Source organism: Bradyrhizobium erythrophlei (genome assembly GCF_900129505.1).
Taxonomy (GTDB): domain Bacteria; phylum Pseudomonadota; class Alphaproteobacteria; order Rhizobiales; family Xanthobacteraceae; genus Bradyrhizobium; species Bradyrhizobium erythrophlei_D.
The window spans coordinates 2635639-2658712 of record NZ_LT670818.1; the positions used below are offsets into that span (position 1 = coordinate 2635639).

At 61.1% G+C, this 23074-nt stretch carries 14 protein-coding genes; 12 read left to right on the plus strand and 2 right to left on the minus strand.

Going from position 1 to position 23074, the window contains the following annotated elements:
* Nucleotides 1-66: 66 nt before the first annotated feature.
* The 11 genes from B5525_RS12380 to B5525_RS12430 all read left to right on the plus strand — a co-directional run bounded on the left by B5525_RS12380 (nt 67) and on the right by B5525_RS12430 (nt 16005).
* A complete protein-coding gene (locus B5525_RS12380; RefSeq protein WP_079573267.1) occupies nt 67-1218 on the plus strand; it encodes a mandelate racemase/muconate lactonizing enzyme family protein in 1152 nt (383 codons plus the stop codon).
* Nucleotides 1215-3323, plus strand: coding sequence for a hydantoinase/oxoprolinase family protein (locus tag B5525_RS12385; protein ID WP_079566261.1), 2109 nt, complete (start codon nt 1215-1217; stop codon nt 3321-3323). Before B5525_RS12380 ends, B5525_RS12385 begins: the two co-directional genes overlap by 4 nt.
* A gap of 5 nt (nt 3324-3328) precedes the next feature.
* Nucleotides 3329-5101, plus strand: coding sequence for a hydantoinase B/oxoprolinase family protein (locus tag B5525_RS12390; RefSeq protein WP_079573269.1), 1773 nt, complete (start codon nt 3329-3331; stop codon nt 5099-5101).
* A 61-nt stretch (nt 5102-5162) separates the two neighbouring features.
* The gene (locus B5525_RS12395; RefSeq protein ID WP_079566262.1) at nt 5163-6635 is read left to right on the plus strand and encodes a gamma-glutamyltransferase; all 1473 of its coding nucleotides are present in this window, start codon (nt 5163-5165) and stop codon (nt 6633-6635) included.
* A gap of 60 nt (nt 6636-6695) precedes the next feature.
* Nucleotides 6696-7238, plus strand: a complete 543-nt coding sequence (locus B5525_RS12400; protein WP_244567879.1) for an aldo/keto reductase — start codon at nt 6696-6698, stop codon at nt 7236-7238.
* Between the two features lie 1062 nt (nt 7239-8300).
* Nucleotides 8301-9701 (plus strand): FAD-linked oxidase C-terminal domain-containing protein, encoded by a 1401-nt coding sequence (locus B5525_RS12405; protein ID WP_079566264.1) that lies wholly within the window; start codon nt 8301-8303, stop codon nt 9699-9701.
* Nucleotides 9698-11227: a sugar ABC transporter ATP-binding protein gene (locus tag B5525_RS12410; protein WP_079566265.1), complete on the plus strand. Its 1530-nt coding sequence runs from the start codon at nt 9698-9700 to the stop codon at nt 11225-11227. Before B5525_RS12405 ends, B5525_RS12410 begins: the two co-directional genes overlap by 4 nt.
* Nucleotides 11220-12170, plus strand: a complete 951-nt coding sequence (locus tag B5525_RS12415; RefSeq protein WP_079566266.1) for an ABC transporter permease — start codon at nt 11220-11222, stop codon at nt 12168-12170. Before B5525_RS12410 ends, B5525_RS12415 begins: the two co-directional genes overlap by 8 nt.
* A complete protein-coding gene (locus B5525_RS12420) occupies nt 12167-13144 on the plus strand; it encodes an ABC transporter permease (RefSeq protein WP_079566267.1) in 978 nt (325 codons plus the stop codon). The genes B5525_RS12415 and B5525_RS12420 overlap by 4 nt, the downstream gene beginning before the upstream one ends.
* Nucleotides 13145-13184: 40 nt before the next feature.
* Nucleotides 13185-14159 (plus strand): sugar ABC transporter substrate-binding protein, encoded by a 975-nt coding sequence (locus B5525_RS12425; protein WP_079566268.1) that lies wholly within the window; start codon nt 13185-13187, stop codon nt 14157-14159.
* Between the two features lie 754 nt (nt 14160-14913).
* Nucleotides 14914-16005 carry a catalase family protein gene (locus B5525_RS12430; RefSeq protein ID WP_079566269.1) on the plus strand — a complete coding sequence of 364 codons (1092 nt, stop codon included), beginning with the start codon at nt 14914-14916 and terminating at the stop codon, nt 16003-16005.
* A gap of 26 nt (nt 16006-16031) precedes the next feature.
* Here the strand turns inward: B5525_RS12430 and B5525_RS12435 are convergent, their stop codons facing one another.
* The gene (locus B5525_RS12435) at nt 16032-19088 is read right to left on the minus strand and encodes an AAA family ATPase (RefSeq protein WP_079573271.1); all 3057 of its coding nucleotides are present in this window, start codon (nt 19086-19088) and stop codon (nt 16032-16034) included.
* A 161-nt stretch (nt 19089-19249) separates the two neighbouring features.
* Here B5525_RS12435 and B5525_RS12440 point away from each other — a divergent pair, with 161 nt between their 5' ends.
* On the plus strand, nt 19250-19759 hold the full coding sequence (locus B5525_RS12440; protein ID WP_079566270.1) for a hypothetical protein: 510 nt from the start codon (nt 19250-19252) through the stop codon (nt 19757-19759).
* A gap of 782 nt (nt 19760-20541) precedes the next feature.
* Here the strand turns inward: B5525_RS12440 and B5525_RS12450 are convergent.
* On the minus strand, nt 20542-22770 hold the full coding sequence (locus B5525_RS12450; RefSeq protein ID WP_079566271.1) for a DUF2235 domain-containing protein: 2229 nt from the start codon (nt 22768-22770) through the stop codon (nt 20542-20544).
* Nucleotides 22771-23074: the final 304 nt, after the last annotated feature.

The following is a 23074-nucleotide window of genomic DNA, read 5'->3' on the forward strand; positions in this document are numbered from 1 at the left end:
CTCGTCACAGAAAGTATTTCTCATTGGAGAGAAAATCGGGGTCCGGTTTCGACAAGGAGATGATTGGTGAAAATCACGGGTGTGGATGCGGTGCCGTTTGCTCTGCCGATCAGGCGTCGTTTCCGGTGGAACGGCCTCGACCAGGAACTCGGTGAATTCGTCCTGATTCGCATCGGCACTGACGAGGGGTTCGTCGGATATGGAGAGGCGACCCCGCTGGCGACCTGGGGCGATGAGCACGGCCGACACGGCGGCGAAACGCTGGACACTGTGGTTTCCATCGCCGAGAAGATCTTGAGCCGCCATCTCAGGGGACAGGATCCAACGGCGATTTCCGCGATCGTGGAGCAGATGGACAGCCTTGTGATCGGTCACACCTATGCCAAGTGCGCGGTCGAGATGGCGTTGCACGATCTATGGGGCAAGTCGCTCGGAACGCCTGTCTATAAATTGCTGGGCGGCGCGGTACGGCCGGGCGTCGTTGTCGCGCATATGGTCGGACTGATGGACGTCGGCGAGGCCGTGGCGGAAGCCGAGGCAGCCTGCGCCGATGGCATCCGCGCGCTCCAGATCAAGGGCGGCCAGGATGCCGATCGCGATATCGAACTGGTGCGGGATCTGCGTCGGCGACTGCCGGCGCATGTGAGGCTGCGGCTCGACGCCAATCAGGGCTACCGACACGTCAAGACCGCATTGCGCGTCGCGCGCGAGCTGGAAGACTGCCGTATCGACTATATCGAGCAGCCGGTCGCTGGCCTTGCCGATATGCGGCAGGTGACCGGCGCGGCAAAGATGCCGATCATCGCCGACGAGAGCTGCTGGTCGCCGCGCGATGCGCTTGACCTTGTCGGGATGCAGGGCGCCGATGCCATATCGATCTATTTGGCGAAGGCCGGCGGCTTTCAGAAGGCCGGCCATGTCGCCGCCATTGCCGAGGCAGCGGGCCTGCCCTGCGACATCAACGGCTCAATCGAGTCCGCCATTGGCAATGCCGCCAATCTCGCTTTCGCCCTGTCATCGCGCCCGGTTTCGATTCCGGCCGTCATCCCGGTCTCGGCCCCCGCCGGTTGCCACCCTTGCAGGATCGGCGGGCATTATTTCGAGGACGATATCGTCACCCGCCCCTTCGGTTTCGCCGATGGCGCCCTTCTGCCTTTGGAGGGCCCCGGTTTGGGCATCGAGATCGACGAGGACAAGGTGCGGAAGTACGCGCTATGAGCGAATTGTCGGCAAAGTCCGAGGTGCCAGCGTTCCGGATTGCCGCCGATATCGGCGGGACGTTCACCGACGTCGCATTGCTCGCCCCTAATGGCACGCTCTCGACCGCCAAGGTGCCGTCAACCCCGGATGACTATGCGCGCGGCGTACTCGACGGTTGCCGTGAAATCCTGTCCCGGGACGGCATTTCCCCAGGCAGCCTCGCCGAGGTGCTGCATGCCTCCACCGTGGCGACCAACGCCATCCTCGAAGGCAAGGGCGCACGAACCGCGCTAGTCACGACCGAGGGGTTCCGCGATGTGCTGGAAATGCGGCGCATCCGCGTCCCCAGGCTTTACGAGCCGCTCTATCGCAAGCCAGCCCCTCTTGTTGCGCGCCGTTTCCGCTATGAGGTCCGCGAGAGGATAGGCCCGCGGGGCGAGGTTCTGGTGGCGTTGGACGAAGCCGGACTGGAGCGCATTGCCGAGGCGATCGCCGAAGCCGGTATCGAGGCCGTTGCCATTTGCTTTCTCCATTCCTACGCCAATCCGGCGCATGAGCGGCGAGCGGGCCAGATATTGCGCCAAAAGCTGCCGGGCCGCTTCGTCACATTGTCGGTCGACGTTCTACCGGAAATCCGGGAATATGAGCGCACCAGCACCACCGTCATCAACGCCTATGTGGCGCCTCCGGTCGGCTCCTATCTGCGCTCCCTGCGCAAGCGCCTGGATGGCGTCGGCATTTCGGCACCGCTGTTCATGATGCAATCGAGCGGCGGTATTCTCGATCTGGAATCGGTACTCCAGCGGCCGGCGCAAGTCGTCGAAAGCGGCCCTGCCGCAGGCGTGATCGGTGCCGGTTATGTCGGCCGGCTGGCCGGCTACGCCAACATCATCGCGCTCGATGTCGGCGGCACCACGGCCAAGGCCTCGGTGATCGAGAACGGCCGGCATCTGACCACAGACGAATACGAAGTCGGGGGCGGTATCTCACTCAGCAGCCGTCTGGTGAAAGGTGGCGGCTATGCGCTGCGGCTTCCCGTCATCGATGTGTGCGAGGTCGGGACCGGCGGTGGCAGCATCATCCGCCTCAACGCGGCTGGCAACATATCCATCGGCCCGCAGAGCGCCGGCGCGACGCCGGGTCCGGTTTGCTATGGACGCGGCGGCAACCTGCCGACCGTGACCGACGCCAACGTCGTGCTGGGCTATCTCAACCCGGAGGCGATCGCAGACGGGGTGGTCCCGATCCATGCCGCCGCCGCTCGCGATGCGCTGCAGAGGCAACTGGCCGATCCTTTGTGTCGGCCGGTGGAGGACATCGCCTACGGCGTTGTCGGCATCGCCAATGCGCTGATGGCGCGCGCGGTCCGCTCGGTCACGACGTCGCGCGGGCGCGACCCCCGCAAATTCATCCTGTTCGCCTTTGGCGGTGGCGGCGGGCTGCATGCCGTCGATCTCGCCGCTTCGCTCGGCATCGGTTGCGTCGTGGTGCCTCCGGCTGCGGGTGTGTTCAGCGCCTTCGGCCTGTTGTTCTCCGATATCGAATTCACCCAGTCGCAGGGCATGCTGATCCCCTTGGATGCGGCCCAACCTGCGCGCGTTGCGGCGGCATTCGAGACCATCGAGCAGGAGGTCCTGCATCGGCTTGCCCGTCCGCCCGATAGCATTCGCCTTCGTCGTAGGGTCGATTTGCGCTATGCGGGACAGGCGTTCGAATTGACTGTCGACCTGCCCGAGGGCTTACTTGACGCCGATGCACTCGACCGGCTCTCGGACGCGTTCGACGCGGAACATTACCGCACTTATGGCCACAGTCTGCCGCGTAGCCATGGTCGCGAAATTGTTGCCTTGCGCGTCGTCGGCACGGTCATTGCCGAGCGGCCGGAGGCAAAGGCCGTTGCCGACGGCGGTGGCACGGCTGCAAACAATACAGCAACGAGGCGAGCCTATTTCGGTGAACATGGCTGGCTGGAGACGCCTGTTGTCGGCCGCGGCCGGCTGGCACGACCCGTGCTTGGACCGCTCATTGTCGAGGAGGCCGACAGTACGACCATCGTGCCGCCTGGCTGGCTGGCAAGCCTCGACGCGCGGCGCAACATCGTCATCGAACATCAGGCGGAGTGATCAACATGAAGGACGACGCCGTGGCCAGAACCGATCCGCTGCTTCTCGAGATCATCCGCAATGGTCTTGATACGGTCGCCGATGAAATGGCCCTGATTCTGATGCGGACGGCCTATTCGGCGATTATCCGGGATTCGATGGACTATTCGACCGCCGTCTGCGACGCCGAAGGCCAGATCGTCGGACAGGGCCTGACGACGCCGATGCATCTCGGCAGTTTCTACGATGCAATGCGCCATCTCATCACCCAGTATCAGGGCGACATATACGAAGGCGATCTGTTCATCGGCAACGATCCCTATCTGGCTAGCGGCCAGCACCTGCCGGACATCTACATCATCCGTCCTTTCTTCCATGACGGCAGTCTGCAGGGCTGGGCCACGACGATCGCTCACCATGTCGATGTCGGCGGGCTGGTGCCCGGCAGCAATTCGATCGGCGCCACGGAAATATTCCAGGAGGGACTGCGGTTGCCGTTCCTGAAGCTGCGCGAACGCGGCGTTGATAACGCGGCGATCTGGAGCATCATCGAAGCGAATGTCCGGGTTCCCGGTCTGGTGCTGGGCGACCTTCGTGCCCAGGTGTCCGCCGCCGAGGCTGGGCTGCGCGGCTTCGACGAGCTCTTCGGCCGCTATGGGGCCGAGCCGATGCGTCAGGCATTCGTCGATCTTCACGATCTCGCCGAGCGTATTGCGCGAATCTATATCTCGGCGATCCCGGACGGCGTCTACCGTTTCACCGATCATATCGACGGGCTCGGCCAGGAACCGGAGCCCATCGTGCTCCAGGTGGAGATCACCGTGACGGGCGACGTGATCACAGCCGATTGGACCGGAACCGCGAAGCAGGTGCGCGGCGGCATCAACGCGCCGCTGTCCTTCACCAAGTCGAATGTCTATGCCGCGCTACGCTCGATCATGCCGCCGGATATGCCGAACTGCCACGGCTATACGCGTCCGATTACGGTGCTTGCGCCAGAAGGCACGCTGGTCAATTGCGTGTCGCCCGCTCCTTGCGGCGCGCGCGGCATTACCGGCTATCGCATTGTCGATTGCATGTTCGGCGCGCTTGCTCCGGCGCTGCCAGACAAGCTAACGGCGGATGGCGCCGGCGGATCGACCCTCCCGACATTTGCCGGGCAAATCGACGGTGCGCCCTTCGTGTTTTCCGAATGCATCATGGGCACCTGGGGCGCCAGCCGCGACCATGACGGCCAGGATGGCGTGCCTCACATGGCGTCCAACCAGTCAAACGTGCCAATCGAGATGATCGAGGCGGATTTTCCACTGCGGATCGAAAGCTACGGTCTCGTCACGGATACGGGTGGCGCCGGCCGGCGGCGCGGCGGGCTCGCCTTGAAGCGCGACTACCGTATCCTGACAGACGATTGCTTTCTCGGCGTGCGCTCGGACAAACGCCGCTTTCCTCCGCATGGCCTGTTCGGCGGTGGCGAGGGCGCGCCATCGACCAATACCGTGGAGAAAGACAACGAACTGACCGTCGTTCCGACCCTGCCGACCGAACGAATCATGCTCGGCCAGGGAGCCGTCTTCCGCCATATGATGGCGGGCGGCGGCGGCTACGGGAATGCGCATGAGCGCGAACCCGAGCGCGTCCTCGACGATGTGCTCGACGGCAGAGTATCCGTGGGCGCCGCCCGGGATGTCTACGGCGTCGTGCTCACGCCTGGGGGCCGCGGCATCGACCGCGCAGCAACTGACCGCCTGCGCAGCGCGGGCACGACCGACGAGAAGGATCGGCCATCGGAACGATCCTGAAGCTGCTTCGTGAACGGCTACACCGCCGTTTGACGGCTACTAATCCGGAAAGCCAATACGAATGCTGATTGCCGATTCCTTCTCGTCCACCCGGCGTCCGGTTCTGTTCGGCAATGGCGCGGTTTCGGCCGCGCACCCGCTGGCTGTCGCTGCGGGTCAGGTGATGCTGGCTGCCGGCGGCTCGGCGGCGGATGCGGTTATCGCCGGCCAGGCCGTCATGTGCGTGCTCACCCCGGATGATTGCGGCCTCGGCGGAGATGCCTTGTGCGTGATCCGGTTGCCAGACGGCAACGTGACTGCCGTGAATGGCACCGGTGCCTCACCCTTACACATGGTGCGCGCGGACGATGACGGCGGCAACAGCGTTACAGTGCCCGGTATTGTCGATGCCTGGCAAACCATGAGCCGCCAGTGGGGACGCCTGCCGCTCGCCACGGTGCTCGCGCCGGCCGTGAAAATCGCGCATGACGGCGCACGCCGCGGCCCGCGTCTCGCCGAAACATTTCAGCGCTATTCGGGCCGGCTGGTTCGCGGCGGCGCCGCGGCGTGGCCGATGTTGACCGCGCCGGTCGGCTCGATCGTCAGGCAGCCCGAGCTTGCCGCGCTGCTTGCCGATATCGGCCGGCTGGGACGGGCCGCCTTCTATGAAGGGCCTATCGCCGAAGGTATCGTCGAAGCCGTTCACCTGGGCGGCGGCGTGCTCGATGCCGCCGACCTTGCGCTGCACGGGACGGTAGTCGCCGCGCCGGTCACGACGACATGGCGGGGCCGCAAGGTGCATGTCCAGCCACCCGTCTCGCAGGGCGTCCTGCTTTCCATGGCGCTCGCCGGCGAGGAGCGTCTTGGCCCCTTGGAGGCTCGACAGCGCGACCATGCCTGCGTCGAGCTGACGCAAAGTAGCTTTGCCTATCGTGATCGTGTCAGCGAGGGCGCAGCCCTGCTTGCCGTGCCATTGCCTGTCGATCTCGACAGGGCGAGCCGCCGGGGTGGGCCGCGCGCCTATTTGCATACTGCCGGCGTGGCGGCATCGGACGCCTTCGGCATGACCGTGTCGTCGCTCATCAGCGTGTTCGACAATTTCGGTTCAGCAATCTACGTTCCTGCAGGCGGCTTCACTCTCAACAACCGTGCGGCGGGCTTTACCTCGCCCCCCAACGAGTGCGCAGGCGGCAAGCGGCCTGTGCATACGCTCGCGCCGGTGCTGATCGAAACCGAGCACGGCTGCGTCGCCTTGGCGACGCCCGGCGCGGATGGACAAATTCAGACCTTGCTGCAATTGTTGAGCGCAATATTCGTGGAAGGCGCCGATATCGCCAGCGCTATCGCGCAACCGCGCTGGCGAAACGAAAACTCACGCCTGCTGGTGGAGAGTGCGCATCCTCATCTCAACGGCCTTGCAGACTATGGACATGACGTCATCCCGATCGAGGATGGCGATCCGCGCTTCGGCGCGATCGTTTGCGCGGGTATCGAGCAGGGGCAACCGTTTTGCTGCGCGGATTGGCGCCGCCAGACCTGGGCGGGCGTCGTCTAGACGCGGCGTCACGGCGTCGCCAATTTCTTCGAGTGGGAAATCTGCGAGGCGCAGTGGACCGTGGAGAAATACAATCTGCAGAAATTCATCTCAGCGCAGGATCACTACAGCTTGCTGTATCGTGACATCGAAAAACGCATGGAGCCATTCTGCGTCAAATACGGTATCGGCATGAATTCGTATTTTCCGCTGGCGGGGGGACTGCTGACCGGCATGTATAAGCGCGATGCGGCGGCAACCCCGGGGACCCGTGCAGCCGCGAGCCCGAACTATGCGGCGTGGAACAGCAAACGAAATTGGGATGTTCAGGAGAATCTCAAGGCATTTGCGGAGCAAAGGGGATGGACGCTTCCGCAGATGTCCCTGGCGTGGCTGCTATCGCGCCCGGCGATGTCGACCATTATCGCCGGAGCCGACAGGACTGAGCACATTGCCCAGAATATCAAGGCGCTGGAAATCAAATTCACGCCCGACGACCTGATCGAGATCGACCGTCTGACGCTGGTGGACGAGGATCGCAGCGTGGCGCCAGTTTATCGCAAGCTCCGACCTGAAAAGGTCCACGAATTCGAGCCGATGCACGTCGTAAGAAACCGAAGTTGAAGGGCAAGATGCGAGAACCAACGATGTACTCGATCCATGAACCGCTAGTTGCTTAGCTCGCGTCAGCCGAATGGCCGCGCAAAGCGGACGTTCCTTAGTACGCCGCTGTCAGCTATGGGCTAATTTCGAAGACAAAAAGTAAGAACAGCAGGTCCTTCCTCACAAGGCATCCATGAGCTCGCGGACCTGCGGAAGCTGACCGCGAGAATAGCCTTTCGATACCGCCGCCCTCAGCTCTTCGAACCTGAGCCCCAAGAAGTCGTTGGCCGCGATCAGTCCCTTCCACCGTCTTGCGAGCGTCGCCGCCGCCGGCGGGCATGCCCTGATCGGCGGCCGCGTCTAGGTCGACGGAAGATGGCGCAGAGGCTTGGGGCGCAGCGGGCGCACGGGATGGGCTGATGGCTGGTAGCCAGGACCGTAGGTTCCTACGTGCTGGAATGAAAAACAGCTTGTACATCAATGGGGATTGACTGACACTCTCTCTGCCAGCATGCCCAAGACGTGTATTCTCCGGGCGAACTCATTGGCAGTTAGGCCCAGTAGCCGTGGCCATTTCTAATTTGAGCGCCGGACCCCCAAACGGCAGAGCCGCCCTTTATTCTCCGAAGGGCCGGTTTCTCTCCGAACCTCTGGACTCCACCCATTCGGTACGGTTCTCGAAATTCGATCGTTTCGAGTTACTTATGAGCCTCAGCGGAAAGTGGTTCGGCCGTTTCTCACGGATAAGCGATCGTGTTCGCCTCGGAGGTATTTTCTCAGATGGAGGTCTTGCCGAACTTGCCAGCGCCAACGCGCGGCAGACCCATTCCTAGGCTCAAATCCTGGAAGTCGATAGTTGCCGCGCTCGCCGGATTTAACTCCAATCCGCATATTTTAGTGGTAGTCACGTCGCAACTTGATTTCTACCATTTTCCGGTAGCTCCATCGCACTTTCATTAATATCATCTGAAATCACGACTTCAGCCTCAAGCAAGCTGTGAGTAAGGCTCGCGCGGCTTGATTGGCTGTTGTCTCGGCAAGGACCACCAAGAGTCCGGCACGGCAGAATTTCGGGAGGACGCTATGGGAATTCCGGTCGGCGCGGCGGCCGTCATCGACCGCCTCGCGGGGATGGTCGGCGCGCGTGTGACCACCGCCCGCGGCGTCCTGGACGAGCACGGCCGCAGCGAGGCCTATCATGCGAACCAGCCGCCCGACGTCGTGATATTTCCGGAGGCCACGCAGGAGGTGGCGCAGATCGTCGCGCTATGCGCGACTGCCGGCATGCCGATCGTAGCGTTTGGCGCCGGAACTTCGCTGGAAGGCAACACTGCGGCGGTCGCCGGAGGACTCTGCTTCGATTTTTCGCGAATGAACAGGATTCTAAGGCTGAACGACAAGGATATGGATGTCGTCGTGCAGCCGGGCATTACGCGCAAGCAGCTCAATGCGCAACTGCGGGACACCGGCCTGTTTTTTCCGATCGATCCCGGCGCTGATGCGTCGATTGGCGGCATGGCGGCGACGCGCGCCTCCGGCACGATGGCGGTGCGCTACGGGACGATGAAGGACAACGTGATGGCGCTGGAGGTGGTGCTGGCGGACGGACGCGTGATTCGCACCGGCCGGCGCGCGCGAAAGTCATCCGCCGGTTATGACCTGACGCGATTATTCGTCGGCTCTGAGGGAACGCTGGGGATCATCACTGAAGTAACGTTGAAGCTGCATCCTTGGCCGCAGGCGATCTCGTCCGCCGTGTCCAGCTTCGGCGCCTTGCACGACGCAGTCGAAACCGCAATCGAGATCATCCAGTCCGGCATTCCGGTGGCGCGGATTGAACTGCTCGACGAAGTGATGATGCGCGGCATCAATGGCCATTTCGGACTCGCCTATCGTGAGGCGCCGACACTGTTCTTCGAATTTCACGGCACCGAGGCTGGCGTTGCCGAACAGGCGGAATTCGCCGAGGCGACCGCCGCAGAGCACGGCGGGCTCGGTTTCGAGTGGGCGCAACTGCCCGAAGAGCGCACGCGACTATGGCGCGCCCGCGATAACACGCTCTATGCGGGGTTGAGCCTGAGACCTGGCGCGCGCGCTATGATAACCGATGTCTGCGTGCCGATCTCGCGGCTTGCGGAATGCCTGGTTGAAACGCGGCGCGAAGTCGACGCCCTCGGGATGATCGCCCCAGTCGTCGGCCATGTCGGCGACGGCAATTTTCACATGTTGATCCTGATCGATCCCGCCAATGCCGAGGAGATCGCCCGCGCTAAGGCCCTGCACGCGCGCATGGTCGCGCGTGCCATCGCAATGGAGGGCACCTGCACCGGCGAACACGGCATCGGGCTTGGCAAGATCGACTTCTTGAAGGACGAACTCGGCGAGGCCGTCGATGTCATGCGCAGCATCAAGGCCGCGCTCGATCCCCTGGGATTGATGAATCCGGGCAAGATCTTTCGGTCTTCGCTGGAGCCGCGCGCATGAGCGCCGCCGTTCAATCCGCAGGCGACGCACCAATGACGACGCCGCTATTTGAATTGCGCGGCATCAGCAAGGAATTTCCCGGCGTCAAGGCGCTGGACGACGTGTCCTTTGCGGTGTGGCCGGGAGAGGTCCACATGCTGCTCGGCGAAAACGGCGCCGGCAAATCCAGCCTGATGAAGGTGTTGTGCGGCGCCGATAGCGCCAACGGAGGCGAATTTTACTATAAGGGCGACAAGGTCTCGATCTCCTCCGCCGCCGACGCAAGAAAACTCGGCATCGCCGTGATCTTCCAGGAGTTCTCGCTCGTCCCCTATCTCGATATCGCGCAGAACATCTTTCTCGGCCGCGAGCCGTCCGGCCGCATCCCCGGGACAATCGACCGCCGACGGATCTTGCGCGATGCCCGGCGCATTCTGGACACGATCGGTTTCAACATCGATCCGTCGGTCCTCGTGGAAAGGCTCGGCGTCGCCCAGCAGCAGATGGTGGAAATTGCCAAGGCCATTAGCCAGAACGCCCGTATACTGGTGATGGACGAGCCGACCGCGGCGTTGTCGGATCACGAGACTGAACTGTTGTTCGCGCTGATTGCGCGCTTGAAGACCGATGGTGTCGCCATCGTCTATATCTCGCACCGTATGGCCGAAGTCTTCGCATTGGGCGATCGCATCACCGTGCTGCGCGATGGGCGCCGCATCGACGAGATCCGCCCCGGCGACGCATCGCCGGATCAGCTAGTGCGCATGATGGTCGGCCGCACCGTCGACACGAGCTATCCGCGCCATTTTGCGGAAACGCCCGGGAAAGTGCTGCTCGAGGTCAAGGGTTTGGCAGCGGCAAGCGGGATATCAGATATCGATCTCGAGGTCCGCGCAGGCGAGATTGTCGGGCTTTGCGGTCTCGTCGGGTCCGGACGGACCGAAGTGGTGCGCGCGATTTTCGGCGCGGACAAGGTGACCGCAGGCGAGATCATCTTCGACGGGCAGCGGACGTCGGGGGGCCCCGACCGGGCCGCCCGGCGCGGGATCGCGCTGATCCCCGAAAACCGAAAGAGCGAGGGGCTCGCGCTCTTGCGCTCGGTCGCCGACAATCTCGTCGTATCCGCACTACGTAAGTTGTTTCCCTCTCATCTGTTCGAGCCGCGCCGAGCCCAGCGCGTTGCAGACGGGCTGGTCAAGCAACTGCGTATCGGAACACCAACGTCCAGGCAGACGGTGGGCCTGCTGTCCGGAGGCAACCAGCAGAAAGTCGTGATCGGAAAATGGCTCGCGACCGGGGCAAAACTGTTCATCTTCGATGAACCGACGCGCGGCATCGATGTCGGTGCCAAATCGGAAATCTTCGCGCTGATCGATCGGCTGGTCGCTGACGGCGCGGCCGCTTTGATGATTTCATCGGAGCAGGCGGAAATCTGCCACGTCTGCGACCGCGCCTATGTGATGCGGGAAGGCCGGATCGCGGGGCAATTGTCGCGCGCCGAACTGACGGAGGAAAACATCGTGAGACTAGGGATGCATCATGCGTGAGGCTATCACCTCTCTGCCCGGCAACCCGCTTCAACGGATCCCCGGCGTCGCCGTCACGCTGGTGCTGCTTGTCGCCGTGTTCGCGAGCGTTGCGCCGGGATTCCTGTCGCCGGCAAATATCACGAACGTTCTGGTGCAGTCGACCGTTCTGACAATGCTGGCGCTGCCGATGACGCTGATCATCATGACGGAGGGGCTCGACCTGTCGATGGGCGCCGTCCTGACCTTCACATCTCTCGTCGTGGCCATCGTTTCGCTGGCGACCGGATCGATGCTGCTCGGCCTCGGTGCCGCGATTCTGGCCGGCGCCGCGTTCGGTACCGTCAATGGCTGGCTGGTGGCGACTCTCGGCATTCCCCCGTTCGTGGCCACGCTCGGCACGTTGGGCATGGCCCAGGGCTTGTCGCTGATCATCAGTGACGGCCAGAGCGTTGTGGGCATCCCGCACAGCGTGCGCGACGTCTATTCGGCGACCATCGCGGGCGTGCCGGTACCCGTCGCGATAGCGCTGGTCAGCTATGCCGCCTTTCACGTACTTCTCTATCATACCCGCTTCGGCACATACATCTTCGCACTCGGCGGCAATCGAGAGGCTTTGAAATATGCCGGTCTGGCGCCGAGCAGATTGCTCATCGCCGTCTATGCGATCGGCGGCATGATGGCCGGTGTTGCAGGGCTGCTGATGACCGCGCGAATGAATTCCGGCCATCCGACCGCGGGCCTCGGTCTCGAATTCGACGCGATCGCAGCCGTGGCCGTGGGGGGCACGTCGTTCGAACGCGGCAATGGCTGGCTGTTCGGCACGGCGCTGGGCGTGATCGCGGTCGGCGTGCTGCGCAACGGGCTCAACCTGATGGCGCTTCCGTCGTCGATCCAGGTCGCCAGTGTCGGACTCCTCGTCATCGTAGCGCTGTTCTTCGACGGGTTGCGGAGCCGGTCATGACTGACCTGACCAAACAGGCCTTCGCGCCGCCACGTGCCCTGGTCTCAGGGGACGCACTTCAGATCTTCTACCGGTTGCTCGCTGCGCTCCTGATCTGTGTGGTTCTGTCGTTCTCGAGCGATTCCTTTCTTAGTCTCGGCAACATTGTCAACGTGCTGCGCCAGGCCAGTCTGATGTTCTTCATCGCGTCCGGCCTGACGCTGGTGGTTCTGACGGCAGGACTCGATCTGTCGGTCGGCGCCAATGTCGCGCTTTCAGCCTGCCTTGTCGGAACGGTTATCCAGCAGACGGGATCGCCTACCCTGGGCGTGCTTACCGGGCTTGCCACCGGCGGCATCATCGGCCTTCTCAATGGCGTGATGGTGACGGCGCTGCGCATCCCCTCATTCATCGCAACCTACGGCATGTTGTGGGTGCTTAACGGCCTCACCTACTGGTATATGGCCGGCGAGACCATCCATGGCTTTCCGCCGGGGTTTCGCCAGATCGGCAGCGGCTATCTATTCGGCTTGCCGATCCCAGTCTACCTTCTTCTGATTTTCCTCGCGGTCGGAACCATCTTCGCGCAACGGACGACCTGGGGCCAGGAGATCTACGCGACCGGCGCTAATCCGATCGCGGCACGGCTGTCGGGCATTCCGGTCGCGCGACGGCTGCTTCTGGTCTATGGGGTTTCCGGAACGATGGCGGGTCTGGCGTCGATCGTGTTTCTCGCGCGCTTGAATTCAGCGGAAGCCGACATCGGTGAAAGCCTGACGCTTCCCGCGATCGCGGCGGTGCTGATCGGCGGCACGTCGCTGTTCGGCGGCGTCGGCACCGTGTTCGGCACCTTCGTCGGCGCGCTGATCCTGACGCTGGTGCTGAACGGCATGAACCTGCTGTCGGTCAACGCCAGCTGGCAGCCCCTCGTCACCGGTGTCATCGTCATCCTGGCTGTCTGGGTCGACATGAAAACGCGCCATCGTACGCCATGATATTCTGCAAACTTCAACAAACCAAAAAAGGGATGGAAACATGAAGCAATACCGGAAATTGACCTGCGCTGTTCTGGTGCTGTCGGGCGGATTCGCGGCCGGCGCACGGGCCGACGGCGAGACGATCGCTGTTTTCACGAAGAACCAGACCAACCCTTTTTTCCAGACCGTGCGGGTCGGCGCCGATGCCGCGGCGAAAGGGCTCGGCGCGAGAACGCTGCACTATATTCCGACCAAGCCCGACAGCATTCCCGAACAGCTCAGCCAGATCGAAGACGTCGTGGTGAAGAAGCCGAGCGCCATCGTCTTTATTCCGGTCGACTACAAGGCGATGGTGCCGGGCATCGAGAAGGTCAACGAGGCCGGAATCCCGGTCGTGAACATCACCGACCGCTCGGCTGGCGGCAAGTTCGTCGCGTTCGTCGGCGCCGACGACTACAGCCTCGGCCTCGAGACGGCCCGCTATCTGCTCAAGACGCTGGGCGGCAAAGGCAACATCGTCATCATCGAAGGCGTCAAGGGCTCGCTGACCAATGTCGACCGTGTCAGGGGCTTCAACGACGCGCTGAAGGAAAATCCGGGCGCGAAGCTGCTCGCTTCCCAGCCCGGCAATTACCAGCGGCTGCAGGCGCTCCAGGTCATGGAGAATCTGATGCAGTCCAATTCGCAGATCGACGGCGTGCTCGCGGCCAACGATGCCATGGCAGTCGGCGCCATCGAGGCGCTCGACGGCGCGAACCGCAAGGCGCAGGTGATCGGCATTAACGGCACCAAGGAGGCCGTCGATGCGATCAAGTCAGGCAAGCTACTGGCGAGCGGCGACTATAACGGTTTCGTTCAGGGCTGTGTCGGCACCATGATCGCGATCCGGTCGCTGCGCGGCGAGCCGGTGGTTACGGAAATCGTGCTGAAGCCGACCGTCATCACCAAGGACAATTATCAGCCATATGACGTTGCGCTGGAATCGCGGTCGTGCCCGTCCTGGGACGAAGCCGAGAAACTTCGTACGAAGTAACCGGCGCAGCGCGTCTGTTGCAGCGTACACGGGAGACCAGGCCGTCAATCGGATCGGCGGCAGCGATTGTCTGCCGATCGCCAAAACAAGCCCGACATCGCTTCAGGATTGCCCGCAAATGGTTCGACGTTAAGGAATGATCAGAAGGCACTACGACTACCCTTAGCAGTCAGCGTCCGTCGGATAGACAGGGTAATTTCGGACAGCGACGGCCTAATCGAGTTAGTTGAGGGGGTTGCCTTTTATTCGCGTATAAATAGTATTGAGGCTGTCTATTCAGCGGCTCGGTAGGTCGCACAACACATAACTCAGAATTATAGGCACCGCCGCTGCCGAAATTGAGTTTCGCCATCGCGAGCAGGAGCTAGAACGCATATCCGATCAGGCTGACGCGGGATCTTGCTGCAGCATGGGCTTGGCTTCGAGCCGGTCCGCGAAAGCGGACGCGTTGGGGTTGTCGCGTCCGAAGACGATTGAACTAAGTTCGGAATTTCTCGCGAAGACATCCATGGCATCTGTATGTGGAATCAGGCTCGATCCGAAAGCCGGTTTATTGCACTCATCGCCTGTATGCGAGGTTGTACATCAGGCGCTTCATCGGCAATGAACGTCACTTACGCCGATCGCGACATGCTTTCGAGGCGCTCACGCTCTTTCGAGTCGCTCACGCTGCTTGCGTCCGGCTAACCTATAACGAGTTTGCATACGAGCGATCACTGGAGAAAGCGCCGACGCGGTCAGAGGGAGAAATGCCATGCCACGCAATGGGTATCTTCGCTATGAGCCATCCATCGAACAACCGCGGCCGGATGAGGCGAAAACCATCGAGGCAATCGTGGCTTCAATCGAACGCACGAACGTGTCTAGTTTGGCTAAGCACCACCGCGCTATCCGTCAGCAACATGCCAAAGGCCAGGGATTCCTGAGGGGCGAATTGACTGTTTATGATGATTTGCCCAATCACCTGCGCCAAGGCATGTTTGCGACGCCTCGTACCTATCCGATCATAGTCCGCCTCTCCACCGCGCTTGGCGATATCCGCAGTGATCGCATCCGGCTTCCGCGAGGCATGGCCATCAAAGTAATAGGCGTGAGCGGCCCCAAGGCGCTGCCCGCCGACAATTCAACCAACCAGGACATCCTCCTCGTCAATCACAAGAGCTATTTTTCGGACGCCGCCGCTTATCTGAGCGCGCAGCGCATCGTTTTCGAACTGGAGCCCCGCGTGCCAGATTTCCTGCTCAGACTCAGCGGTCTCCTGGCACGCGGCCTCGTCAAGCTCTCCAATTGCACCGGCATTCCCATTCCGATGATTCTTAACGCGATCGGCGACTCCGGTAACAACATTCTTGGCGAGAGTTTTTATTCGGAGGGAGCGATACGTTTTGGCGACTATGTCGCCAAGCTCTGTGCCGCCCCCAATTCGGAGTCGGTTCTCAAGTTCAGAGGCCAGCCCAGCTTCAGAGACGACAGTTCCGTGCTGAATGCCGTCGTCGAGTTTTTCAAGAAGAACTCGGCGGAATACGAACTTCGTGCTCAGCTCTGCACAGATCTACAACGCACCCCGGTCGAGGACGCCTCGATCGATTGGCCCGAAGAAATTACACCATATCAACCCCTGGCAAGAATCACGCTTCCACCTCAGGCAGCCGACGGACCGGCACGCCGGGCCTATGCAGACGACCGTCTGTCGTTTGATCCGTGGCGGTGCCTTGCCGATCATCAACCACTTGGCTCCATCATGCGGCTGCGCAAGGAGGCGTACCGGAAATCCAGCGATTTTCGTCGCAAGCCGCCGACTACGGAACCTACAGAACCGCAGCACATCTCGGAGTTTCCGGACTGACTGCGGTCAAGCTTTTGATCCGGTTTTCAAAGCTTTGTCTGCCGGCCGGCACCGGCGAGAAACGCGACTGATCGCAAAGGATCGTTCGGCTCTAGCGAATTCGTCAGGGATCTGACGATCTGGTCCGAACGGCACCGGTATTTGGCAGCTTTCTCAGGCTCTCCGCTGTTCTCATAAAAACGCGCGGTTGTGGCATACACCCTCCAGGCCGCAAGAGGCAGCCTGGCAGTGCGGGCAATTGCGATGGCCCGGGACAAATCCGATCTGGCCGATTGGGAGTTTCCCGCTGCCATCGCTGCTCGTGCCATGACGTTGTGCGAAAGCGCGAGGAAGGCACGGTCGGGTGCGGCTGCCGTAACCTCATGGAGTCGCGCAGCCGCTTTTTGCGCTTGATCCAGGTCTCCGGCCTCAAGCCAGTAGTCGCAACAGCTCAAGAGATATTGCGGGACTATCAGCGACTCCATCGGCACACCGGCGATTTCGATCCGCTGCTCGATTGCGTCAAGGTGCTTGCGGGCCGAGGGCAGATTGCCCAGCCCGATATATGCTCTCGCCAACAGGGTTCTTCCGACAAAGAAATTGAACGGATTCGCTTCAACCATCGGATTGAGCGTTTCTTCCGAACGGCTTGCGGCGCGCTCAAAATCCTTCGCTTCGGCGTGCAGCCATCCGATCGTCAGGTGGCACAATGCGCTGGCTTGGGGATTCGCGTTTCGCTCTGCGATTGCCAGGGCGGAGGCCACGATCTCCCGTACTTCGCCCCATTTTCCGAGATAGAGCAGCGCAAAAGCTTCGACCGTGTTGTAGAGAGCGAAGAGATATACATCGCCGACCATGCGGGCCAACTCCCGGCCCCTTCTGGTCGCGTCGCAGCACGCTGGGTAGTTCGAACTCAGGAATTCGAGCACCATCTCCATCGAGCAGCGCCTCATCCGCATGCTGAGGTCCTGTGATTCCGCAATCAGCGTCGCCGCCTGACGGCAGAAGTCTGCATCTTCCTTCCGCCAGCCCCGCAGCATGAGAGAGAGATTGGCGACGTTCCCCTGCACCAGCGCCCTGAATGCGGGATCATCGATCGCGCGGCTCTTTGCGAATGCCTGCTCCGCGAACGGCAGGCACTGACGTCGATCGACGTAAAGGCAGAATCGGCTGAGATCGACAAGCCCATTGACCTCTTCTCGAAGATGTCCGGTCTCCACGGCATGGGTAACCATTGCGGTAAGATCTTCGAGCGAGCGAGGGAAATTTCCACCGGCGCGCCACGTCCAAGCCCTCTGAAGAAGGAGCTTCAGGCGCGTCGCCGGTTGTACCTCCCCCGGGAGGTGAATCAGAAGTTCGAGCGCCCGGGTCAGGTAGCTTGCCGCTTCCCCCGTGCAGAACCGCCGCGCCGCACTCTCGGCGGCGAGGCCCAAGTAGCGCACGGCCTTCGGGAAATCGTGCCCAAGCTCGAAATGAAGCGCGAGCGCGGAGGCCACCTCGGGCGCCCGGTCCCCGTACCCGTGTTCGAGGCTTCCTCCCACACGCAAATGCGTATTGACCCGGCGCGCGGGCGCAAGTCGCTGATACAGGACCTCCTGGTAAAGCGCGTGTTGGAACGCGTAGCAGCCAGAGACCGCCCCGTTTGGCCATTCGGTCACGCCGGCCGAGGCTACCACGCGGCCCGTCCGCGCCAGTTCCTCGCAAATCTGCTCGACTTCCAGAACGTCGCGATCCAGCGCCCCTGCCACCAAGACAGCCGAGAACTCCGCGCCCGCCGCGCTCGCGACTTCGAGCAAGCCTCGCTCGTCGACGCTCAAATCATCGATCTGCCGCGTAATCATCTCCCGCAGATCGCGCGGCATCGTGTCCTGAGAGATCGCTTCCTCAGATCCTAGTCGCCACGTTCCATCGAACTCGACGATCGCCCGTTGCGCGATGAGATGATCGACAAGGGAGACGACGAACAGCGGTTGTCCACCGGTTCGTGCAAAGATCCGCTCCTCCAAGCTTTTGGCAAGCTCGGCAGAGCCAAACCTTAAGCCAAGGTATTGCTCGACTTCAGTGCGTGCGAGCCGATCGAGAGCAAGGTCCGTACATCGACCATGGATCTGCAGATCCTGGTGAACGGCTCGAACTGGATGCTCCCCGACAGCGACGTCGATTGGCCGATAGGTGGCAAGGACAAGTATGGCCACCTTTCGATCTCGCCGCGCAATGCGAGAGAGTGCGTCCACCGTTGCGACATCACTCCAATGCAGGTCTTCGAGAATAATCACCCAAGGTCGTTCGGCAGCCAGGCTCTCCATGAGATCACCGAATTCGCGAAGCATGCGTTCCCGTGTGGCTCCGAAGACTTCATGGTGGAATGCAGCACGATCCTCTTCGCGCAAAAAATCTGGCATCTGCGCCAACCATGTGGGCGCGTGTTCGCGAAGAGATTTGAGCAGGGACGCTCCATCGGCTCCGCGGCATTGTTCGTGCAGCGCCTCGATCAGCGGTAGGAAAGCCTCATGGGTTCCGAACAGTTCGTTGCAACCACAGTGCAGCACGCCCATCCCGTGCCGCTTCATCCGCTTCGTCGCCATCCGGATAAGTGTCGTCTTGCCTATCCCGGCTTCACCGGTAATGAAAACGACCTGACGGTGTCCGCCCAAGGCTTGCTGCAGCACGCTTTCCAGAATCCGCAGGGGACCGGCCCGTCCGACCCGCCAGCGTCCGCGTTGATAGGCCGTATCGTCCGGAACGGGAGCTTCCTCCTCGAGCGGATGCTGGACATCGGGATGGCGAATCGCGTGGACGGAGGCAATGAACCGATATCCGCGCCGCGTTACGGTCTCAATGTAATTCGGCGCCAGCCTGTCGTCGCCCAACGCGGAGCGAAGTGAGTTCATGGCCACGGTCAGGCTCGACTCGCTTACGTGGAGGTCGGACCAGATGGCGTTGAGCAGTTCGTCCTTGGTTACCAATTCTCCGGGGCGTTCGACCAGGCAGCACAACAGCTCGAAAGGCTTCGGCGCCAGCACGACACGGTCTTGTCCTCGCCAAAGCAGGGCGTTGACCCGATCAAGCCGAAACTGACCAAAGGCAAACTCGCCTGTTCTCACGGCTGCGACCCTCACAGTCCGGATGTCTCCCGATCTTAAGAGAAAGCTAAGCGAAATGTAAGGGCGTCTTAAAGACCCAAGGACCGCGCGAGCACTAGCGTCGTTCACATCGGCGGTCCCGCCAGCAAGACCGGCGCGGGCGCCGAAGAGGAGGAAGGATCATGCTGAATCCAGCTCCCAGGGGAAACGACCAACAGATCGCGGTCACTGCAGCGGAAAGCGCGGCACTGATCGTGGTACCCGAGAAGATTGAATTCCTCAATTTTCTCGCCGACAAAACCGAGAGCATCGACTTGCCGGACGTGCAAGGGCGGCTAGACGGCGAGGGGCGGTATCCACGGCAAGTGTCCGAGCAGGTGCAGGCCGAAGAGGACCAGCCCAAGGAGCTGAAACGCGAAACATCCTTCCTTGGCGGAGCTCTGCGCTTCGCGGGAGCAATCGTCGGATATATGTTGGGCGGTCCGGCGGGAGCTGCGCTCGGTTCGATCGTTGGGGAGGTGATGGGCGACATGGCCGCTGAGCGAAGCAGCATCATCTGGCCCGACCTTGGGCGCGCATTTTTTTATCCCAAAGTAGGTTATCAAGAAGAAGATGCTTGTGATCGCGGCAGCCATGACTCCATTCACCTCGAGCGGAGTCGGTGCGAGGGCCGCAGGACTACCGACTTATGAACTGATGGGGTTCCCGATCTCCCCGCACCAGTTTTCGGTGGTGGGATCGACCCATGTTGAGCCGCGGTCGCCCGTCCCAACGCTTACGTTATTCGGAAGGCCCGCCTCTCCGCATCAAATCGCAGTCTTGATGCCGCGCCGGGAAACGGCCGGGATAACGGCGACCCGGGTGACCAACGCTGAACTCTCTGCACCTGAGCCGGAACTTTCGAACATGGCGATTCTCTGCTCATCTGCTTGCCTGCGGTTGCCCCACGGCGCCAACCGCGGGCTTACCCTGCGGCCCGAATATCGCTCCACGCTAATACGATCGCATGGCGCGAGGGCGGTAAAGTAGCGATCAGGCAAATGGTCGCCGATGGACGGAGCAAGCAACAGCGTAAGTCTGCCTAGCGCATCGACCCGCGACGTTGGTGACGGGCCTCCGAAGAGATTTCGCAATTGGCCTCCTACGTCCTTGAACAAGTCGTCTCCGCTGGACGGCTCGTCCGAACTGAGTTCGGAGCTGAGCTGCGTCAAATTGAATTTCGCGCCGCTCTCGCAACCGAAAATCGGCCGACGTGATGGAAGCCGAGTTCGACCGGTGGAACAGTAGGTACGATATCCCTTCTCTGGACAAGGCGGTAGGTCGTCGACCCGAACGTAGCACTGTAAGTGGCGACGAAATCCGTCCGCCCGACGCGCCGAAGACGAAGACTTGAGCAGAGTGAAGATTTTTTTCCTGTCGTGCTCGGTCCACCGTCACCAGTGCGATGGCCGCCCCTGCGAATCTCGCACGATAATCAACGCCGAGTGATAGCCACGTCGGCGGTACCGATATTGTTGGCGTAGAAGGCGCCAGCGAGGCCCGGCACCCCAATGACGGCGTCGTTGACGAAAAGGAAAAGTTCGCCGTCACGGGTTGCGTGGAGCACTTCATCGATCGTGTGGTCCTTTGGATCTGGATCCAAGAAGCTCTCTTCCCCACCAGTTCCGCCGGTTCGCGCCACAATGCGAAACCATGGTCTGATCAATTCGCGACGCATCGGAACGGCGAGGACCATGAGCCCTTTTTGCCAGAATCTTGGTGCATCAAGGCTGTAAAATCCTGCCAGGCTCGTGGGGATATCACGATCATACCAGGACGCTTCCTTAGATTTGATTGTGATTGCGTAGCGGCCACCATTTTCCAGCAGAATTCCGGTCGCCGAACAGACAGAAGAGGTGTTGAAAGCAAATACTCTCGTTTCTCCTTTGGCCATTCGAGTGGAAGCGGCGTTCTCGCTGCAAACAAAGCCTGCATCGTCAAGAGCAATGTAGGCGAGGTGATTCAAAAGCATGACACCCGCATACAGAAAGAAGATGGTAGAGAGTCCAGGACCAATGCTAAATTTCCATGATCTCTTTGCGGCCACATAGGCCGGGCTGTTTCGTAGCCGGTAGATCCAGTTGTCGTAGGAACGTGAGACGGCATGGCCGTCGACTACTGTGCTCTGCCAGATCGAGCCCATGTCGCTCTTGATCTGAGACGCCAGCCGTACGCCCAATGAGGTTAGTGCTCCGGCAACAGCAGCAAGAATTACGAAGGTGATGGGGCTGCGCGCATATCCGTTCACCCAGGGATCGGCGACTGAAGGCAGAAACGAACTGAGGAGGCGGATCAGATCAGAAATCCAGCGCACCGGGCTAGAGTATTCATCTGACGCAGGAAGGCTCTTCAGGAGCGGGAAAATAACTAGAGCAGCCGTTGCAAGGACCGTTAAGAAATAGACGATGCGGCGCTTCCAGACCGTATTCCACACGCTCTCCTGGGCTTTTGCACGCGCCTCGCTCTGTAAGAGCGTTTCATAGGGATTTGTAGACGCTGGAAGAATTTGTCCCGTGTCAGTCACGACTTCATAGCCTGCGGGAATCCCGAGAGGCGCACAGGGATGCGCATTATTCTGGACGCGCTTGAAGACGCTTTCGTGGATCTTGGGCAGGCGGATATTGACCTGGTCGCCGGGATTCTCTGAAAACTTGTCGTGGCACAGTTCGGCGAGATGGCGCGGGCCGTAGCGATAGTAACCGCCCAATCCGCTGCGCGAATCATAGAGTCGGCCGTCCTTGTCCCTGGCGGCGCTGGTATTGATCAAGCTATCTGGGTCGGCATTCGGCGCTGACTTGAATTGCAATCCACACTTCTGCGCCTCGGTCATGATCCAATACTGTGGAATTCGCGCCAGTGAATCATCGGGATAGCCACCGCCGACATTGGAGTGCATTCCCGAGAACCAGACCTGACTGATGCGTTCGTCGGATACGAGCCGGGTCTGGTCCGAATCGGTGGTTAGCTCGGCACTTTCATCCCAAAGGACCGGGTGAAACGTGGTGCGTTCGTCGTCCAACGCAAGGGCGTGGCAGGCTCGCTGGACTCGAGGGTTAAGCACACGGTTGGGCAGCTCAAGCGGCCAGATCCACTTGTTGACGCCGCGGGTCATTTCATCGACCGGCAACCCGTAGGCCGCCACGGTGTCCCAGAGTCCGAGGAAGCGTATGTTGTTGACGTGTCGATTGCCTGCCGCCGTGGTGGATGGTGGAATCTTGCGATCCTTGTGGAAGAGTTCCCACCAGACGGTGTGGTACTTGCGCCTCCGATAATCGCGGTAAGCGGCTTTCGCCAGATGGTCGAGGTCAGTTTCGTTCGTGGCCTGCACGAGGCCCTGGTCAAGTATCAGACCTACGACAACGCGGATCGTGAATGCGCCACGGCTAAAACCGAAGCCAAATATTTCATTGTCGTCGTCGCGGTAGTTTCTGCAGACAAATTTATAGATGTCGATGACGTTACGCTTCAGGCCGAAGCCAAACGCGCCACCGAGGAGTGCCAATGGCTTGAAGGTCGAGGTGCCAACTCCGTCATCATAAAGAGCAACCTGATCAGAGTTCGAGAGATCGAGGGCTTCAAAGGTGCGCCAGACGTTGGTACGCCACACCGCGGCTGACGAGTTTCCGGTCCCGTCGGAGAGCACCACGATTCTTCTCTTCGCCATCGCCCAAGTCCTCCCAGAGGCGCATCCGGCAGACTAGCGTGGTGGTGTGACTGATCGGTGTGAACTGGTTCACATCGAACAATCTTGGTGTAAGATCGGAGCATTGGCTGGTTGGCCCGCAGCCGGTGAGTGCAGCGCAAAAGCTTATTCCATAACGTCTGATGTGCGATTGGAAGCAAGTGACGCGAAGCGGTTGCCAAGACAATTAGGTCTGCGGACCGTTCCTCTCAGTGACGAGAAGCCGCCCCCTGCTACATCGAGGGATGCAAGCATTTATCCAGAACGGTGTGGTTCTCGTATTCGC

Coding starts and splice junctions, on each gene's coding strand:
- B5525_RS12385 (WP_079566261.1), top strand. CDS start 1,215: ATGAGCGAATTGTCGGCAAAGTCCGAGGTGCCAGCGTTCCGGATTGCC.
- B5525_RS12390 (WP_079573269.1), top strand. CDS start 3,329: ATGAAGGACGACGCCGTGGCCAGAACCGATCCGCTGCTTCTCGAGATC.
- B5525_RS12395 (WP_079566262.1), top strand. CDS start 5,163: ATGCTGATTGCCGATTCCTTCTCGTCCACCCGGCGTCCGGTTCTGTTC.
- B5525_RS12405 (WP_079566264.1), top strand. CDS start 8,301: ATGGGAATTCCGGTCGGCGCGGCGGCCGTCATCGACCGCCTCGCGGGG.
- B5525_RS12410 (WP_079566265.1), top strand. CDS start 9,698: ATGAGCGCCGCCGTTCAATCCGCAGGCGACGCACCAATGACGACGCCG.
- B5525_RS12415 (WP_079566266.1), top strand. CDS start 11,220: ATGCGTGAGGCTATCACCTCTCTGCCCGGCAACCCGCTTCAACGGATC.
- B5525_RS12420 (WP_079566267.1), top strand. CDS start 12,167: ATGACTGACCTGACCAAACAGGCCTTCGCGCCGCCACGTGCCCTGGTC.
- B5525_RS12425 (WP_079566268.1), top strand. CDS start 13,185: ATGAAGCAATACCGGAAATTGACCTGCGCTGTTCTGGTGCTGTCGGGC.
- B5525_RS12430 (WP_079566269.1), top strand. CDS start 14,914: ATGCCACGCAATGGGTATCTTCGCTATGAGCCATCCATCGAACAACCG.
- B5525_RS12440 (WP_079566270.1), top strand. CDS start 19,250: ATGCTGAATCCAGCTCCCAGGGGAAACGACCAACAGATCGCGGTCACT.
- B5525_RS12450 (WP_079566271.1), bottom strand. CDS start 22,770: ATGGCGAAGAGAAGAATCGTGGTGCTCTCCGACGGGACCGGAAACTCG.